Origin of the sequence: Hydrogenophaga sp., from assembly GCF_030158645.1 — a bacterium.
Classification (GTDB): domain Bacteria; phylum Pseudomonadota; class Gammaproteobacteria; order Burkholderiales; family Burkholderiaceae_C; genus Hydrogenophaga.
Window position 1 is genome coordinate 18553 of record NZ_JAOASO010000118.1, and the last position, 16127, is coordinate 34679.

19 protein-coding genes and 1 tRNA gene are annotated in these 16127 nt (G+C 66.3%); 11 read left to right on the top strand and 9 right to left on the bottom strand.

Features of this window, described 5'->3' with window-relative positions; translation table 11 throughout:
* Window positions 1–18 precede the first annotated feature (18 nt).
* On the bottom strand, window positions 19–738 hold the full coding sequence (locus Q1W68_RS13020; protein WP_300658314.1) for a GntR family transcriptional regulator: 720 nt from the start codon (window positions 736–738) through the stop codon (window positions 19–21).
* A gap of 65 nt (window positions 739–803) precedes the next feature.
* On the opposite strand from Q1W68_RS13020, the gene Q1W68_RS13025 reads away from it, so the two are divergent.
* The 7 genes from Q1W68_RS13025 to Q1W68_RS13055 all read left to right on the top strand — a co-directional run bounded on the left by Q1W68_RS13025 (window position 804) and on the right by Q1W68_RS13055 (window position 7759).
* Window positions 804–2177: a Rieske 2Fe-2S domain-containing protein gene (locus Q1W68_RS13025; RefSeq protein ID WP_300716915.1), complete on the top strand. Its 1374-nt coding sequence runs from the start codon at window positions 804–806 to the stop codon at window positions 2175–2177.
* Entirely contained in the window at window positions 2174–3652 is a 1479-nt protein-coding gene (locus Q1W68_RS13030) for a glutamine synthetase family protein (RefSeq protein ID WP_300716916.1), read from the top strand. Before Q1W68_RS13025 ends, Q1W68_RS13030 begins: the two co-directional genes overlap by 4 nt.
* A gap of 20 nt (window positions 3653–3672) precedes the next feature.
* Window positions 3673–3996 (top strand): 2Fe-2S iron-sulfur cluster-binding protein, encoded by a 324-nt coding sequence (locus tag Q1W68_RS13035; protein ID WP_300653434.1) that lies wholly within the window; start codon window positions 3673–3675, stop codon window positions 3994–3996.
* A 45-nt stretch (window positions 3997–4041) separates the two neighbouring features.
* Entirely contained in the window at window positions 4042–4743 is a 702-nt protein-coding gene (locus Q1W68_RS13040; protein ID WP_300716917.1) for a fumarylacetoacetate hydrolase family protein, read from the top strand.
* Between the two features lie 118 nt (window positions 4744–4861).
* On the top strand, window positions 4862–5908 hold the full coding sequence (locus Q1W68_RS13045; protein ID WP_300716918.1) for a TRAP transporter substrate-binding protein: 1047 nt from the start codon (window positions 4862–4864) through the stop codon (window positions 5906–5908).
* Window positions 5909–5983: 75 nt separating this feature from the next.
* On the top strand, window positions 5984–6538 hold the full coding sequence (locus Q1W68_RS13050; RefSeq protein ID WP_300716919.1) for an NUDIX hydrolase: 555 nt from the start codon (window positions 5984–5986) through the stop codon (window positions 6536–6538).
* A gap of 36 nt (window positions 6539–6574) precedes the next feature.
* A complete protein-coding gene (locus Q1W68_RS13055; protein WP_300716920.1) occupies window positions 6575–7759 on the top strand; it encodes an MFS transporter in 1185 nt (394 codons plus the stop codon).
* Here the strand turns inward: Q1W68_RS13055 and Q1W68_RS13060 are convergent.
* Entirely contained in the window at window positions 7756–8070 is a 315-nt protein-coding gene (locus tag Q1W68_RS13060) for an ATPase with chaperone activity (protein WP_300655516.1), read from the bottom strand. The genes Q1W68_RS13055 and Q1W68_RS13060 overlap by 4 nt on opposite strands.
* Before the next feature lie 81 nt (window positions 8071–8151).
* On the opposite strand from Q1W68_RS13060, the gene Q1W68_RS13065 reads away from it, so the two are divergent.
* Genes Q1W68_RS13065 through Q1W68_RS13075 form a run of 3 tightly spaced genes read left to right on the top strand, consistent with a single transcriptional unit; the run spans window position 8152 to window position 9147 of the window.
* The gene (locus Q1W68_RS13065; RefSeq protein ID WP_300655514.1) at window positions 8152–8316 is read left to right on the top strand and encodes a hypothetical protein; all 165 of its coding nucleotides are present in this window, start codon (window positions 8152–8154) and stop codon (window positions 8314–8316) included.
* Window positions 8313–8567: a TIGR03643 family protein gene (locus Q1W68_RS13070; protein ID WP_300655512.1), complete on the top strand. Its 255-nt coding sequence runs from the start codon at window positions 8313–8315 to the stop codon at window positions 8565–8567. The genes Q1W68_RS13065 and Q1W68_RS13070 overlap by 4 nt, the downstream gene beginning before the upstream one ends.
* Before the next feature lie 25 nt (window positions 8568–8592).
* Window positions 8593–9147, top strand: a complete 555-nt coding sequence (locus Q1W68_RS13075) for a pyridoxamine 5'-phosphate oxidase family protein (protein ID WP_300655510.1) — start codon at window positions 8593–8595, stop codon at window positions 9145–9147.
* A 3-nt stretch (window positions 9148–9150) separates the two neighbouring features.
* On the opposite strand, the gene Q1W68_RS13080 is transcribed toward Q1W68_RS13075, so the two are convergent.
* Together Q1W68_RS13080 and Q1W68_RS13085 are read right to left on the bottom strand one after the other, a co-directional pair.
* Window positions 9151–9519 (bottom strand): response regulator, encoded by a 369-nt coding sequence (locus Q1W68_RS13080; protein WP_300655509.1) that lies wholly within the window; start codon window positions 9517–9519, stop codon window positions 9151–9153.
* On the bottom strand, window positions 9501–11162 hold the full coding sequence (locus Q1W68_RS13085; RefSeq protein ID WP_300655507.1) for a PAS domain-containing sensor histidine kinase: 1662 nt from the start codon (window positions 11160–11162) through the stop codon (window positions 9501–9503). Before Q1W68_RS13085 ends, Q1W68_RS13080 begins: the two co-directional genes overlap by 19 nt.
* An 82-nt stretch (window positions 11163–11244) precedes the next feature.
* Between Q1W68_RS13085 and Q1W68_RS13090 the strand changes: the two genes are divergently transcribed.
* Window positions 11245–11721, top strand: coding sequence for a hypothetical protein (locus tag Q1W68_RS13090; protein ID WP_300655505.1), 477 nt, complete (start codon window positions 11245–11247; stop codon window positions 11719–11721).
* A gap of 69 nt (window positions 11722–11790) precedes the next feature.
* On the opposite strand, the gene Q1W68_RS13095 is transcribed toward Q1W68_RS13090, so the two are convergent.
* The 5 genes from Q1W68_RS13095 to pheS form a co-directional block, all read right to left on the bottom strand.
* Window positions 11791–11867: transfer RNA gene (locus tag Q1W68_RS13095), tRNA-Pro, on the bottom strand.
* A gap of 35 nt (window positions 11868–11902) precedes the next feature.
* The gene (locus Q1W68_RS13100) at window positions 11903–12358 is read right to left on the bottom strand and encodes a MerR family transcriptional regulator (RefSeq protein WP_300655503.1); all 456 of its coding nucleotides are present in this window, start codon (window positions 12356–12358) and stop codon (window positions 11903–11905) included.
* Between the two features lie 231 nt (window positions 12359–12589).
* Window positions 12590–12916, bottom strand: a complete 327-nt coding sequence (locus tag Q1W68_RS13105) for an integration host factor subunit alpha (protein ID WP_056274982.1) — start codon at window positions 12914–12916, stop codon at window positions 12590–12592.
* Between the two features lie 25 nt (window positions 12917–12941).
* Entirely contained in the window at window positions 12942–15371 is a 2430-nt protein-coding gene (gene pheT, locus Q1W68_RS13110) for a phenylalanine--tRNA ligase subunit beta (RefSeq protein ID WP_300716921.1), read from the bottom strand.
* Between the two features lie 22 nt (window positions 15372–15393).
* Window positions 15394–16127 (bottom strand): phenylalanine--tRNA ligase subunit alpha (gene pheS, locus Q1W68_RS13115; protein ID WP_300655500.1); only part of this gene is annotated, 734 nt, incomplete at its 5' end.

Below are 16127 nucleotides of genomic sequence, written 5' to 3' on the forward strand. Positions count from 1 at the left end.
TACACCGCGGCCAAGTCCTCAGCCGACGACGAGCCGCATGACCGGCATCACCCGCTCCGACTCGGCGCGCCGCTCCAGCGCCAGGCGCATGTTCATCTGCGCCACCTCGGTGTGCTCCACCGCCAGCGCCTGCGCGCGGGCGCCCTCGCCTCGCTGCAGCGCGCTGAACAGCATGTGGTGCTGGCGGTGCGCGTAGAGCATCCAGTCGCGGTCCAGCGCCACCGTGCCCTGCATGGGCAGCATGGCCGAGGCCGGCGCGAACGGCAGCTTGTCGTTGAGCGCCACGGCGCGTTGCAAGGCGCGGTTGCCGCAGGCCTCGAGCAGCAGCGCGTGGAAGCGGTCGTTCATCACCGCATAGGCTGCGTAACTCTCGATGGAGAGCGGGCTCTCAGCCAGCAGTCGGTCGCCCTCGTCCAGGCAGGCCTGCAGCTGGCCCTGCAACTGGCGCGACACGCCGTGCTCCGCCACCAGCCGCGCGGCCATGCCTTCGAGGTGCCCACGCACCGCAATGGCGTCGGTCACTTCCTGCGCGGTGAACTGGCGCACCAGGTACTTGCCGGTCTCGTTGGCTTCGACCAGCCCTTCCTGCTCCAGCGTCACGAGCGCGGCGCGCACCGGTGTGCGCGAGGCGCCCAGCCGCTCGGCCAGCTGCTGCTCGGCCAGGCGGTGCCCGGGCTCGAACTGGCCGCTCAGGATCAGGTCGCGCAATTGCATCAAAACGGTGTCTTGCAGGCTCATGGCGCAAAATGTACACTGAAAAATATAAACGGGATACCGTTTGAACACCGCCCACCGGAGCCCCCATGAAAGCCGAACTCAACCAGCGCCTGACCCAGGTCGGGCCCCGCACCCCCGGGGGTGAATTGCTGCGCCGCTACTGGCAGCCGGTGGCGCTGCTCGACGAGTTCGACCCCGCGCTGGACCCGTCCATGGCGGTGCGCCCGGTCAAGGCCGTGCGCGTGCTGGGTCAAGACTTCGTGCTGTTCCGCGACGCCCAAGGCAGCTACGGCCTGCTCGACCGCGACTGCCCCCACCGTGGCGCCGACCTGGCTTTTGGCCGCAACGAGGGTGATGGTCTGCGCTGCCCCTTTCACGGCTGGAAGTTCGACACCACCGGCCAGTGCATCGAAACCCCGGGCGAACCCGCCGGCAGCACCTTGTGCACCCGCATCCGGCAGCGCAGCTACCCGCTGGTGGAAAAAAGCGGTGTGCTGTTCGGCTGGTTCGGCCCCGAAGACCAGACACCGCCACCCTTCCCCGCCCTGGACTGTTTCAACGCCCCGGCCTCGCACACGTTTGCGTTCAAGGGCCTGTGGAACTGCAACTGGCTGCAAGCGTTTGAAGTGGGCATCGACCCGGCGCACGCCTCCTATTTGCACCGCTTCTTCAACGACGCGTCGCTGGACGACAGCTACGGCAAGCAGTTTCGCGGCGCCAGTGCCGGCGACGTGGGCGGCGAGCGCTGGCCCATGACGCGCGTGATGCGCGAGTTCGGCCAACCCCAGATTTCGTTTGAAGCCCGCCCCCACGGCCTGCAGCTCACCGCGCTGCGCCCCATGACCGACGAACTCACCCATGTGCGCGTGACCCACGCGGTGTTCCCGCAGACCTTCGTGATCCCGCTCTCCGAGACCATGACGATCACGCAGATGCACGTGCCGGTGGACGACACCCACAATTATTGGTTCGCCTTTTTCACCAGCTTCACCGGCCCGGTGGACAAGGACGCCATGCGCGCGCCTCGCCTGGCCGCCGTGACCCTGCCCGACTACAAGCCAAAAACCGGGCGCCACAACAACTGGGGCTTCAACGCCGAAGAGCAGCAGAGCCGCACCTACCTCGGCATGGGCGAGGACGACATCAACGTGCACGACCAGTGGGCCTGCGAAAGCATGGGCGCCATCCAGGACCGCACGCGTGAGCACCTGGGCACAACAGACAAAGTGATCATGGCCAACCGGCGCATGCTGCAGCAAGCCATCGACACGGTGGAACAAGGCGGCACCGCACCTGGCATCGCCGACCCGGCGCTGGCTGAGCAGATCAGCGGCCCCGACACGGTGGACGGCATTGCACCAGCCCAAGACTGGCAAGCCTGGTGGCAAGACGCGGTGCGGGAGCGGCGCGAGGGTGCGCCGTGGCACCACGACGCTGCTGATACCGTGGCAGCGAAATGACCCACTTCGCCGAACGCTGCGGCATCCACACCGCCGCCCGCGAAGCTGCCTGCGTGCGCCTGGTCAAACGCATCGAGGCCAGTGGCGTCGAACTCGTGCGCATGGCCTGGTGCGATACCCACGGCATGCTGCGCGGCAAGACCCTCACCGCCACGGCAGCCATGCACGCGTTGCTCGACGGCGTGGGCATGGTGGGCACGCTCATGCTCAAGGACACGGCCGACCGCACCGCGTGGAAGGTGTTCGAACCCGGTGGCGCCGACGACCTGCCCGGCTTTGCTGGCGCCGCCAACCTCATGCTGCTGCCCGACCCCGAAAGCTTCACCGAGCTGCCCTGGGCGCCCCACACCGGCTGGCTGCGCTGCCAGCCCTGGTTTGCCGATGGCAGCCCGGTGCCGCTCGACACGCGCCGCGTGTTGCAGCACGCACTCGCCCGCCTGGCCGACGCGGGCTACGGCCTGAAGACGGGGCTGGAGGTCGAGTTCCACATCTACCGCATCACCGACACCCGGCCCCAGCTCGACCCCGAGCTCGCCGCCTGGCCCGGCCTGCCGCCCACAGTGGAGATGATCCACCCCGGCTACAACCTGCAGGCCGAAGCGATGGTGGACATGAGCGACGAGCCGCTGCGCATCGTGCAGCGCACCGCGCAGGCGCTGGGCCTGCCGCTGCAATCGATTGAGATCGAACTCGGCCCGAGCCAGGTCGAAGCCGTGTTCGACGCCACCGACGCGCTCACCGCCGCCGACCAGATGGTGCTGTTTCGCAATGGCGTGCGCCAGGCGCTGCGCCGCGCGGGTTTTCATGCCACCTTCATGTGCCGCCCGCCGTTCCCGCACATCATGTCCAGCGGCTGGCACCTGCACCAGTCGCTGGTGGATCTGAAAACCGGACGCAATGCGTGTCTGCGCGACAGCCCCGCGCCCGACACCACCGCGCTCGATGCGCGGCACACCTTGTCGGATGTGGCCAGCCACTGGCTCGCCGGTCTGCTGGCGCATGCGCGCGGCATGACGCCACTGTGCACGCCCACCATCAACGGCTTCGCTCGCTTTCGCCCCAACGCGCTGGCGCCGCAGGCCGTGCTCTGGGGCCGGGACAACCGCGGCGCCATGCTGCGCGTGGTGGGCGGCGCGGGCGACCAGGCGACGCGCATCGAAAACCGCATCGGCGAGCCCGCCGCCAATCCGTACCTCTACATGGCCGCGCAGATCCACGCCGGGCTCGACGGCCTCCACCAGCAGCTGCAGCCGCCACTGGCCAGCGAGACACCCTACGCGGGCGGCAGCGAGAAAATACCCACCACGCTGACCGAAGGCCTGCAGGCACTCGAATCCGACGCGGCCTTGTGCGCCGGTTTCGGCGACGATGTCCTGCACCACTTCTGCCGTGTCAAACGCAGCGAGATCGAGCGCCACGCGCAGGCCGAGGACAAGACCGACTTTGAACGCCGCGAGTACTTCGCCCGCACCTGATCCACCCCACGAGTTTTCACATGATTTCCATCCGGTTCATCCACCCCGACCAGACACAGCAAGACATCCAGGCCCGCCCCGGCGACAGCCTCATGAAGGCCGCTGTGGACGCCAACGTGAAGGGCGTCGAAGCCGACTGCGGTGGCAGCCTCACCTGCGCCACTTGCCACGTGATGATCGACGCCCCCTGGTCCACCCTGCTCCCCGCTCCCGTGCCCGACGAGCTCGACATGCTCGACTTCGCCTCCAGCCCGGTCGAGCCGCAGAGCCGCCTGAGCTGCCAGGTGCGGCTCACCGCCGAGCTGGACGGCCTGGTGGTGCGGCTGCCCGCTTCGCAACACTGATGGCACACTGATCCCATCAGCCTCCTCCAACCCCTCCCGCACGCCATGACCGAGCACTACGCCTTCACGCCACCCGCCACCGTCTCCGTACCCGTCGTCGGCAGCCCCGATCGCTTTCCGGTGCACCGCATCTACTGCGTGGGCCGCAACTACGAAGAGCACGCGAAAGAAATGGGCTTCACTGGCCGTGAGCCGCCGTTCTTCTTTCTGAAGCCGGCCGACACCATCGTGGTGGCCGAACCGGGCCAGACCGCCAGCACGCCCTACCCCAGCCTCACCAGCAACCTGCACCACGAAATCGAGCTGGTGGTGGCCATCGGCACCGGCGGCAAGAACATCCAGGCCGCCGATGCGGCCCGACACATTTACGGTTACGCCGTGGGCCTGGACATGACCCGCCGCGACCTGCAAGGCGAGATGAAAAAACAAGGCCGCCCCTGGTGCATCGGCAAGGCCTACGACCACTCGGCGCCCATCGGCCCCATCACGCTGGCGGCCGACGCCGGCGATGTGAACAACGCGCCGATCTGGCTGCAGGTCAACGGCAGCGATCGCCAGCGCAGCAACGTCAACAAGCTGATCTGGAACGTGGCCGAGACCATCGAACACCTCTCGGCCGCCTGGGAACTGCAACCCGGCGACCTGATCTACACCGGCACACCCGAAGGCGTGAACGCCGTGGTGCGCGGCGACCTGCTGGTCGGCGCAGTGGAAGGTCTCACGCCCCTCAGCGTGTCCATCGGCTGAAGGAAACACCGGGTTCCACGTCGCACACCCGGTGCCCTTGCGGGTTTGACCTCTCGCGGTCGGCAACGCCTGCACCTATCCTTGATTCACTTTTTCATCGACCTCAGGAGACCTTTTCATGATCCAACGCAGAACCTTGCTCCAGACTGGCGCCGCCGTGGCATTGGGTGGCCCCGCCCTGGTGGGCATGGCACAACAAAGCGTCACGCTCAAGTTCCACACCTTCATGGCGCCGCAGTCCAACGTGTGGCTGAACATGCACAAGGCCTGGATGGACAAGGTCGAGAAGGACTCGGGTGGCCGCATCAAGTTTGAAGGCTATCCCGCCATGCAGCTCGGCGGCTCGCCGGTGCAGCTGTTCGACCAGGCACGCGACGGCGTGGTCGACATCGTCTGGACCCTGCCGGGCAACACGCCGGGCCGTTTCCCGCGCATTGAAGTGTTCGAACTGCCGTTCATGATGAACAACGCCGAGGCCACCTCCAAGGCCTACTGGGAATACGTGCAGACCGTGGCCAAGGACGAGTTCAAGGACGTGCAGCCCATCGCCCTGCAGGTGCACGGCCCGGGCATGTTCCACATGCGCAGCAAGCAGATCAAGACCGCTGAAGACCTGCGCGGCTCCAAGGTGCGCGGCCCCACCCGCCAGATCACCAAGATGCTGGGCTACCTGGGCGCCACGCCGGTGGGCATGCCGCTGCCGCAGATTCCCGACGCACTCTCCAAAGGCGTCATCGACGGCTGCGTGATTCCCTGGGAAGTCGTGCCCTCGGTCACGGTGCAGGAGCTGACCAAGTTCCACAGCGAGTTCGACCCGGCCGGCGGCGCGCTCTACACCACCACCTTTGTGATGGCCATGAACAAGGCGAAATACGCCAGCCTGCCGCCCGACCTCAAGGCCGTGATCGACAAGAACTCCGGCATGGAAACCTCGGGCTGGCTGGGCAAGACCCAGCAGGCGGGCGATGGCCCGGGTCGCGAAACGGCGGTGAAGCAAGGCAACTCGATCTACACCATTCCGGCAGCCGAAGCGCAGGAATTCCGTCGCAAGGCCCGCTTGGTGGAAATCGAGTGGATGCAAGACATGGACAAGCGCGGCTTCAACGGCAAGGAACTGCTGGAGACCGCCAAGGCCTTGATCGCCAAACACGGCAAGAAGGCCTGAGTTCGCGTGTTCGGGAAAGCCGGGCCGTGTGCCCGGCTTTTTTTCGCCATCACACCGGCCAGCTAAACTGATCCGATGCTCCGACCACCCGCCAAACACTGCCGCAATTGCGGCACCGCCGTCGACATCCGCCTGCCCGACGACGGCGACACCAAGCCCCGCGCGGTCTGTCCGGCCTGCCACCTGGTGCACTACGACAACCCGCTCAATGTGGTGGGTACGGTGCCGGTCTGGGGCGACAGTGGTCAATACGTGCTGCTCTGCAAACGCAACATCGAACCACGCTTTGGCAAGTGGACGCTGCCGGCCGGCTTCATGGAACTGAACGAAACCACGGCCGAGGGCGCTGCCCGCGAAACCACCGAGGAAGCGGGCGCTCAGTTTGAAATGGGCGAGATCTTCACGCTGATGAACGTCTCGCGCGTGGGCCAGGTGCACATCTACTACCGCGCCCGCCTGCTCAGCGACGTCTTCGACCCCGGGCACGAAACCATCGAGGCGCGGCTGTTCACCGAAGACCAGATCCCCTGGGACGAGATCGCGTTTCGCACCGTCAAGGAAACGCTGGAGCACTACTTCGCCGACCGGCGCCAGGGACGTTTCGGTTTCCACGCCTTCGACATCGCCTGACACCCTGCGGCCCGGCCGGTCCCACACCGTGTTCGCATGACCGACCCCCGCACCTGGCCGCTGGTGCTGCGCCTGGGCACGGCGCAGACCCTGGCCTGGGGCTCCACTTACTACCTCCCCGCCCTGCTCGCCCGGCCCATGGCCGAGGGCCTGGGCCTGCCCATCTCGCAAATCTGGATCGCCTTCACGGTGGCCCTGCTGGCCTCGGCAGCGCTGGGCCCGTTCGCCGGGCGCGCCATCGACCGCTGGGGCGGCCGCCCGGTGCTCATGGGTACCAGCGTGATGTTTGCGCTGGGTTTGTCCTGCCTGTCGCAGGTGCAAGGCAGCACCAGCCTCATGCTGGCCTGGCTGCTGATCGGCATGGCCATGGGCTGCGGGCTCTACGAAGCCGCGTTTGCCGCCTTGGTGCGGCTGCACGGCACCCAAGCCCGCGCAGCGATCACCGGCATCACGCTCATTGCCGGTTTTGCCAGCACCGTGGGCTGGCCGCTCACCGCCCTGCTGGAAGCCGAGTTCGGCTGGCGCGGCGCCTGCCTGGCCTGGGCCGGCCTGCACCTCCTGGTGGGGCTGCCGCTGAACGCGAGCATTCCACGCGCGCAGGCATGGCCTCTGCCGTCCCAAAGGGTGGAACCCAACGCTCCCGCCGCCCTGCCGCAGTCACCACCACCCAGGCACACCGCGTGGCTGCTGTCCTACGTGTTCGCCGCCACCTGGTTCATCAGCACCGCCATGGCGGCGCATCTTCCACAGCTGCTGGTGGCCAGCGGCGCCACGCTGGCCGGGGCGGTGGCCATCGGCGCGCTGGTGGGTCCGGCGCAGGTGGCCGGGCGCATGCTGGAGTTCGGTTTCTTGCGGCGGCTCCATCCCCTGCTCTCGGCGCGCGCAGCGGCGCTGGCCCACCCGGTGGGGGTGGTTTGCTGGATGGTCTTCGGTCCGATCGCCGGACCCGCATTTGCGCTGCTGCACGGCGCGGGCAACGGGATCCTCACCATCGCCAAGGGCACGCTGCCGCTGGTGTACTTTGGCCCGGTGGGCTATGGCCAGCGGCAAGGGATCATGATGGCGCCTTCGCGCGTGGCCCAGGCCTTTGCGCCGCTGCTGTTCGGCCTGTGCATCGAGCGCTGGGGCTCGGGCGCGCTGTGGTTCTCGGGTGGGTTGGGCGTCAGCGCGCTGGCGGCGCTGCTGTGGTTGCGCACCGCGCCACCGAAGACCGGGTTTTAAGCCCGCAGGCCTGCGTCGCTCCAACCCAGCAACTCGGCCAGGCGGCGAACCACCCACACCGACTCGGCATCGCTCACCACCGCGGGTTCCACGCACAAGCCCTGCAGGCAGCGCGTGAGCACATCGCTCTCGGCCAGGCCCAGGCTGAACTCCATGTTGCGCGCGGTCTCCGTGAGCAGCTGGGCCATGTCTTCACACAGCTCGTAGCGCGCAGCCAGCTCGTCGCGAGGCAGGCTCGGCTTTTGCCGGCCGGGCAACACATACAGGGCCATGAAGGAGGCGGGAATTTCAATCTGGTATTCGTCGGACATACCGCACTGTATTGCACCGGCATGGCCCTTCGGGCACCATCGGCCGGGTCTACAACGTTCACGCTTCGCGAGGCACATGGCATGGGAATCTGGCTCGAACTCGGTATCTTCTTGGTCATTCTCGGCTTTGGTGTCTGGCAGCTGTACGACGTGAAAAAAGCGATCCGCGAACGCGAGCAACGGCAGGCGCGGGAGAAAGTCGCTGACCAGTCATCCGACGCGACTTCGGTCCGAAACCGGCCATGAGCGCGGCCCGGCCTGTGCCACCCGCCCCTTCCGATCACGCCGAACTGTCCGCGGGTGACCATTCGCGCATCATCGAAATGGCTTGGGCCGACGAGATTCCGTTCGAGGCCATCCGTTACCAGTTCGGCCTCGACGAGTCCGCTGTGGTGCGCCTCATGAAGCGCTCCTTGAAAGCGGGGTCGTTCAGGCTGTGGCGACGGCGTGTCGAAGGCCGCGTCGCCAAACATGCGCGGCGGCTGCAAGCCCGCTGAGTTGTCCCCTGGAAAAACCCGCAACGTGACAAACACCACCGGCTCCGAGGGGCAAGAACTGGTCAAACGCGTCTGGACCGAACTGCAGCGCGCCACCGTGGACCGCCACCACGAATGGCGCACGCCGGTGCTCGCCACCACGGGCCTTGACGGCCTGCCACACGCGCGCACCGTGGTGTTGCGCAGTGCAGAGGCCCAAACGCAGCAACTGGTGTTTTTCACCGACCGCCGCAGCCCGAAAGTGGCCGAATTGCAGACCGTACCCGCCGCCGCCTTCGTGTTCTGGAGCAAGCGCCTGAGCTGGCAGTTGCGCGTGCGGGTCAGCACGCGGGTACACACCGCGGGCACTTTGGTGGACGCGGCATGGGCGCGCGTCAGCCAGTCGGCCGCAGCCAGCGACTACCTCACCCCGCACCCGCCGGGTTCGCCCTTGCACCAACCGGACGCGGACAACCCGCTGGCGCATCACCTAGCCGTGGTGACCGCGCAAGTCGAGCACCTCGACTGGCTGGAACTGGCGCGAGACGGTCACCGCCGGGCGCGACTGACACCTGACGCCGCCGAGTGGCTGGTGCCCTGATCCTCAGCGGGAGGGTGGTCGCAGCACGGCGCGCGCGAGCCGATCCACCGCCGCAAACAGCTCCTCCACGGTGTTGGGCTTGTAGATGAGTTCGCTCACGCCCGCCGCCGGAGCTTGCGCCCGCAGTTCTTCGGAGATGTAGCCGGAAGTGATGGCCACTGGCGAGTCCGGGTGCAGTTCCCGCACCGCGCGCGCAAATTCGAGCCCCGACATGCCGGGCATGTTGTAGTCGGTGATGACGAGGTCGAACGGCTCGGCGTGGTCTCGAACCGCGGCCAGCGCCCGGGCCGCGTGCGTGAACACCGTGACCCGATAGCCCTCGCGCTGCAGCAGGCGCTCCATCAAGAAGGCGATCATTTCGTCGTCGTCCACGTACAGGATGTGGGCCCCTGCGGAACGGCAGTGCGCACGGGGTGCACCTGACGTGACATCGGTTCCGCGCAAGGCGAAGATGTGCCCGCCACCGCCGGCAAATAGACCGAGAAGGTAGCGCCTTCACCCGGCGCACTCTGGACTTCCAGCACCGCGTCATGGTCCCGCAGGATGCCGTGCACCACCGCCAGGCCGAGCCCCGTGCCCTTGCCGGGCGGCTTGGTGGTGAAGAACGGCTCGAACATGCGCGCTCGCGTCTCGTCGCTCATGCCCTGGCCGTTGTCGCGCACGGTCAGTCGGGCCCAGGCGGTCGGCGCGACATCTGCGGCCACGGGTGGCGCTGCGTCCCGCGCAGCAGGGCTGCCGTGGTGGCACTCCAGTCGGATCGCGACCCGTCCTTGCCCGTCACCGCGCACCGCCTGCCAGGCGTTGGTGCAGAGGTTCAGCAAGACTTGTTCCATCTGGGTGGCGTCGGCCAGCACGCAGGGCACACCCTCGCCGATGTGCAGGCTCAGGTCGACACCGGCCGGCAAGGTGGCGCGCAACAAGCGCACCGATTCCTCCACCACCGGGGCCAGATCGAGCACCTGGCGCTCGAGCACCTGACGTCGACTGAACGCAAGGATCTGCTGCACCAGATCGCGCGCACGCCGGCTCGCCTTGCGGATCTCCATCAAGCTCGTGCGCGCCGGGCTGTCGGCGGGCACGTCGTCCAGCGCCAGTTCCACATTGCCGATGATCGCGGCCACGATGTTGTTGAAATCGTGCGCCACCCCACCCGCCAGCGTGCCCAGGGCCTCCATCTTTTGCGACTCGCGCAATTGCGACTGCAGCAGCGCCCGGATCGCTTCGGACTCGCGCCGTTCGGTCAGATCAAAGTCGATGCAATAGAACTCGGGCTCACGGCCGGGAATGTTCAGGTACACATGGCTGGAATACACCGCCACCGGGGTGCCGTCCTTGCGTCGCAGGGTCAGGTCGGCAGCGGGAATCGGCAAACCGCTTTCGATCATCTCGGTCACGGCGCCGACCACACCGGCGTGCATCTCGGGCGGAATGATCAGGTCCAGCAAGTTTTTTCCGATGGCCTCGGTGGCCGTGTAGCCGTACAGACGCTCCGAGGCCTGGTTCCAGTAGCGGGTGGTCAGGTCCAGTCCATAGCCCTGCACCGACACATTCGGCACGTACTCCAGCAACTGCCGGAACCTGGCCTCGCTGTCCCGCGTGGCATCACCCGAGCGCTTGCCGTCGCTCACATCCACCATCACCATGCTCCAGACCACCGAACCGTCGGCCCCGCGCTGCGGCCTTCCCACACCGTGCAACCACTTGCGCCGCCCGGACGCCGTGGTGATGCGCCATTCGTGCACCCAATCCCTCAGCGAGCGGGACGACTCCATCACCGACGCCCGAAGGGCCAGCAGGTCCTGCGCATCCACCATCGACCACAGCAGCTCGGCGTCCGGTTCAGCGGCCTGCGGTGCCACCTCCCAGAGTTCGCGGCAGCCCCGGCTCATCCAGCCAATGCGGTGCTCACCGCCAGGCGCCAGCACATACTGCAGCAGCGCCCCGGGCAGATGCTCGGACATCGCCGCCAAAGCGGGGTCGAAGGCAGGTGCGCCAGAATCGGCTCTGAGGTTCAAGATCGGCCTCCGCTGCGTTGATGACGTTGCGTACAGTATGGGCTCCCCACGCCGTTTCGTTCAATGCCACCCCTGCATCCCCATGACCTTTGACACCCACCAACCCATTCATGAAGACCGCTTGTGGAGCGACGGGCAATGGACCGCCCGCGTGATCAAGAACGAAGACGACGATGGCTGGGCGGTGGCCATGCACCTCGACGGCGCCACCGAGCCCGCCCTGGTGGGACCCTGGACCATGGGCCGCGACAAGAAAAACCCCAAGCCCCTGGACACCGCCGCCTTCAACACACTGGTGAAGACCGCCAGGGAAGTGATCCGCCGTTCCGAACAGCAATTGCACGCACAGCTCAACAAGAACGTCACCTTGACGGTCGATGGACAACGGCTGCGCGTGGCGCTGGTCATCGTGCCCGACGAAGAAGGCGCCACCGCGTCCCTCAGTGCGGTGAATGCGTTTGACGAAGAACTGGCCCGCGTGCCCGCCCCGCCGACGTTCAAGCTCAATGTCGAGAGCGCGCAGGCCTGGGTGGCGTCCGGCTTTGCAAGACCGCGCTGATACACGCATTCAAACGCGCAAAAACTGAAAAAGCCCGCAACCTTTCGATTGCGGGCTTTCAGTTTTCAATGGTCGGCGTGGCGGGATTCGAACTCGCGACCCCTTGCACCCCATGCAAGTGCGCTACCAGGCTGCGCTACACGCCGACAAGCCTCGAATTATAGCCGCCAAAGACACGCTTTCAGGCCGTGTGCCGAAGAAGCTCGCGTATTTCGAGCAACTCGCGGCGAACATCGTGAACCATCAGCCCCGTGCCGAGGATCACGTCGTGGTTCGGTCCGTTCGACGTGCCGGACACCTCGTCGTGAATCACGGCATCCAGATCGAGCACATCGATGGCCTCTTCGTCGTCCTCTCCGCGCCGTTTTTCGCGTTCGGCCTGAACGAGTTCCTGCAGCTTGTTGCGGGCACCGCTGATCGTGAAGCCCTGGTCGTACAACAGCTCTCGAATGCGGCGGATCATGAGCACCTCATGGTGCTGGTAATAGCGCCGGTTCCCCCGCCGCTTCATGGGGCGAAGCTGCGTGAACTCCTGCTCCCAGTAACGCAGCACGTGCGGCTTGACGCCACACAATTCGCCCACCTCACCGATGGTGAAGTAGCGTTTCGCGGGGATGGGTGGGAGCGTTTTTTCCATGAAAATCAAGGCGGTACAGACCGAAGCTTGAATTTACTCTAACAAGCATGGGCGTGCGCAGGCCGGGGTGGAATTCTCTGTGAATTGTTGCAAACGCCCCCGAGACCACGGGTGCACGACCGCTCGGAGGCGGGAGGCAACCGTCTGGCGCAGGCGGGCTGCACCCCACCGGTTTTACGGGGAGAGGCGCCGGCCGAAGGGCCTGTCACCCCAGAGCATCGGGAAACGGGTTCAACCGCCAATGACGGCGGTCTGCACCTGTTCCTTAAGCTTGGGGCTGGCGTGGAAGGTGACCACGCGGCGCGCTTCGATGGCCACGGGTTCTCCGGTGCGCGGATTGCGCCCGGGGCGGGGCGCCTTGGTGCGGATCTGGAAGTTTCCGAAGCCCGATATCTTCACGTCGGTGCCTTCGACCAGGCTGTCGGTGACGAGGTCGAAAAAGGCGTCGATCATGTCCTTCGACTCCCGCTTGTTCAGACCAATCTGGTCGAACAGCATCTCGGCCAATTGGGCTTTGGTCAGCGCTGGCGTTTCCAGGCTTTCAACAGCGAGTTCCATGCGGTGCTTCTCCATCCTCGTTCGGTCAGGCGCGCAGGCGGGCGGCCACACGCGTTTGCAATGACTCAAGCGCCGCCTTGACGGTGGCCTCAATGTCTTCGTCGGTCAGTGTAGCGTCGTCGCGGTTGAGCACGAGTCGCACCGCGAGGCTTTTCTCGTCGGGCGCCAAGGTGCCAGGCGCGGCGGCATCGGAGTGCTTCTTGGGGCGGTAGACGTCGAACAGCACGACGTCGCGCAACCAGGCACTGGAAGGCGCCCGAATCGCATCGACCACGGCGGCATGGCTCACGCTTTCCTTGACCACGATGGCCAGGTCGCGCTCAACCGCCTGATGCCGGCTCACCGGCTGGTACACCGGCACATCGCGTGCCAACACCGCGTCGAGCTCCAGCTCGAACAGCACGGGCGCCTGCGCCAGCTCGTACGACTGGCGCCAGCGAGGATGCAGCTCGCCCACATGGCCAATACAGCGGTCCCGCAGCCACACGCTGGCGCAACGGCCGGGGTGCATGGCCGGATGCTCGTCGGCGCGGAACTCGGGCTTCAGAGGCGCCAGCAGGGCCTGCACATCGCCCTTGGCATCAAAGAAATCGGCCGCACGCTCACTGGTGCCCCACTGCAACGTGTCCACCGCACCAAAGCTCAGGCCGGCCACGCGCATGGGCTGGTGAAAGCCGGCCACACTGGTGTCGCTGTCGACCACCGACGCATCCTTCTGGAACACGCGGCCCACCTCGAACAGGCGCACGCGATCGGCGCGGCGGTCGAGGTTGAACTTGAGCACAGCCACCAGACTGCCGACCAACGACGAACGCATCACGCTCATCTGGCTGGCGATCGGGTTGAGCAGGCGGATCGGGTCGGCGTTGCCGGCCAGTTCGCGCTCCCAACGCTCTTCGACGAAACTGAAGTTGATGGTTTCCTGGTAGCCCAGTTGGGCGAGCAGGCGGCGCACGGCGAACGGGCCGCGCTTCGCTTCCGCCCGGATCTTGGCCGTGATCGGTGCCAGCGGTGGTGTCTCGGGCAACTGGTTGTAGCCCACCACACGCGCCACTTCTTCGATCAGGTCTTCCTCGATCTGGATATCGAAACGGTAGGCCGGCGGCGTGACGGTGATCGTGCCGTCGCCCTCTTCCAGGGCCAACCCGAGGCGGCGCAAAGCGCCGGCACACTGCGCCTGCGTGAGCGGCATCCCGATCACCTTGTTTGCGCGCGCCACGCGCAACGTCACCGGTTGGGCCACCGGCAGGTTGACCACATGGTCATCCATCGGACCGACTTGTCCGCCGCAGATCTCGAGCACCAATTGCGTGATGCGTTCGATGTGCTCGACCGTGGTCGACGGATCCACGCCGCGCTCGAAACGGTGCCCGGCGTCGGTGGAAAAGTTGTAGCGGCGCGACCGGCCGGCGATGGCTTTGGGCCACCAGAACGCGGCCTCGATGTAGATGTTCTGTGTGTCGTCGGACACGGCGGTCGCGTCGCCGCCCATGATGCCGGCCAGCGATTCCACCGCCTGATCGTCGCCGATCACGCCCACAGAAGAGTCGACCGTGACGGTGTTGCCGTTCAGCAGTTTGAGCGTTTCGCCCTCTCGACCCCAACGCACTTGCAGGCCGCCGTGAATCTTGTCGAGGTCGAAGATGTGCGACGGGCGGCCCAGCTCGAACATCACATAGTTGGAAATGTCCACCAGCGGCGAGACGCTGCGCTGACCGCAGCGCGCCAGGCGCTCCACCATCCAGGCGGGTGTGGCGGCGCGGGTGTTGACACCGCGCACGACGCGCCCGGTGAAACGACCGCACAGCTCGGGCGCTTGGACCTGCACCGGCAAGCGGTCTTGCAAGGACACGGCGGCGGCTGCAAACGTGGGTTCGGTCAAGGGCGTGCCGGTGAGCGCAGACACTTCGCGTGCGATGCCGTAAACACTCAGGCAATGGGCCAGGTTGGGCGTGAGCTTGAGGGTGAACAGCATGTCGTCGAGCAACAGCTGCTCACGGATGTTGCGGCCCACCACCGCGTCGGCCGGCAGCTCCAGCAAACCGCCATGGTCTTCACTCAGCTTGAGCTCACGCGCCGAGCACAACATGCCCTGGCTCTCCACGCCGCGCAATTGACCCAGCTTGATCAGGAACGGCTTGCCGTCTTCACCGGGCGGCAGTTCGGCGCCCACCAGCGCACAGGGCACCTTGATGCCCACCCGCGCATTGGGCGCACCGCAGACGATGTTGAGCAGGCTGCCCTGCCCCACATCCACCTGGCACACGCGCAGGCGATCGGCATTGGGGTGTTGCTCGGCAGACTTGATCTCACCCACGACGATCTGGGAGAACGGTGGTGCGACGGGCTGCAGCTCTTCCACTTCCAGACCGGCCATGGTCAGGGTGTCGGCCAGTTGCTGGCTGGTCAGGGGCGGGTTGCAGAAGGCGCGAAGCCAGGATTCGGGGAATTGCATGTCGATGTCTCGGCGCGGTGGATCAGCGGAACTGGGCAAGGAAACGGACGTCGCCGTCAAAGAACAGGCGCAGGTCGTTCACGCCATAGCGCAGCATGGTCAGCCGGTCGGGGCCCATGCCGAAGGCAAAGCCGATGTACTTTTCGGGGTCCAGGCCCATGTTGCGCACCACGTTCGGGTGCACCTGGCCAGAGCCGGCCACTTCCAGCCAGCGGCCGGCCAGCGGCCCGCTCTGGAACTGGATGTCGATCTCGGCGCTGGGCTCGGTGAACGGAAAGAAACTGGGTCGAAAGCGCAGCACCAGATCGTTCGACTCGAAAAAGGTGCGGCAGAAATCGGTGAAGACGAACTTCAGGTCCTTGAAGCTCACGTTCTCGCCCACCCACAGGCCTTCGCACTGGTGGAACATGGGCGAGTGGGTGGCGTCGCTGTCCACGCGGTAGGTGCGGCCCGGCGCGATCACGCGGATCTCGGGCATCGGCTGGCCTGCGTCCAGCGCAGCCCGGTGGCGCTTGACGTGCTGCACCGCATGGCGGATCTGCATCGGGCTGGTGTGGGTGCGCAACAGGTTGGGCGCTTTTTCGCTGCCGCCTTCCACGTAAAAGGTGTCGTGCATGGAACGCGCCGGGTGGTCCTCAGGCGTGTTGAGCGCGGTGAAATTGAACCAGTCGGACTCGATCTCGGGCCCTTCGGCCACTTCGAAGCCCATGGAGCCGAAGATCGCCTCGATGCGCTCGAGCGTGAGGCTCACCGGGT

Coding starts and splice junctions, on each gene's coding strand:
- Q1W68_RS13060 (WP_300655516.1), bottom strand. CDS start 8,070: ATGTCCGACGAATACCAGATTGAAATTCCCGCCTCCTTCATGGCCCTG.
- Q1W68_RS13025 (WP_300716915.1), top strand. CDS start 804: ATGAAAGCCGAACTCAACCAGCGCCTGACCCAGGTCGGGCCCCGCACC.
- Q1W68_RS13070 (WP_300655512.1), top strand. CDS start 8,313: ATGAGCGCGGCCCGGCCTGTGCCACCCGCCCCTTCCGATCACGCCGAA.
- Q1W68_RS13050 (WP_300716919.1), top strand. CDS start 5,984: ATGCTCCGACCACCCGCCAAACACTGCCGCAATTGCGGCACCGCCGTC.
- Q1W68_RS13040 (WP_300716917.1), top strand. CDS start 4,042: ATGACCGAGCACTACGCCTTCACGCCACCCGCCACCGTCTCCGTACCC.
- Q1W68_RS13105 (WP_056274982.1), bottom strand. CDS start 12,916: ATGGAACTCGCTGTTGAAAGCCTGGAAACGCCAGCGCTGACCAAAGCC.
- Q1W68_RS13065 (WP_300655514.1), top strand. CDS start 8,152: ATGGGAATCTGGCTCGAACTCGGTATCTTCTTGGTCATTCTCGGCTTT.
- Q1W68_RS13045 (WP_300716918.1), top strand. CDS start 4,862: ATGATCCAACGCAGAACCTTGCTCCAGACTGGCGCCGCCGTGGCATTG.
- Q1W68_RS13035 (WP_300653434.1), top strand. CDS start 3,673: ATGATTTCCATCCGGTTCATCCACCCCGACCAGACACAGCAAGACATC.
- Q1W68_RS13030 (WP_300716916.1), top strand. CDS start 2,174: ATGACCCACTTCGCCGAACGCTGCGGCATCCACACCGCCGCCCGCGAA.
- Q1W68_RS13090 (WP_300655505.1), top strand. CDS start 11,245: ATGACCTTTGACACCCACCAACCCATTCATGAAGACCGCTTGTGGAGC.
- Q1W68_RS13055 (WP_300716920.1), top strand. CDS start 6,575: ATGACCGACCCCCGCACCTGGCCGCTGGTGCTGCGCCTGGGCACGGCG.
- Q1W68_RS13100 (WP_300655503.1), bottom strand. CDS start 12,358: ATGGAAAAAACGCTCCCACCCATCCCCGCGAAACGCTACTTCACCATC.
- Q1W68_RS13020 (WP_300658314.1), bottom strand. CDS start 738: ATGAGCCTGCAAGACACCGTTTTGATGCAATTGCGCGACCTGATCCTG.
- pheT (WP_300716921.1), bottom strand. CDS start 15,371: ATGCAATTCCCCGAATCCTGGCTTCGCGCCTTCTGCAACCCGCCCCTG.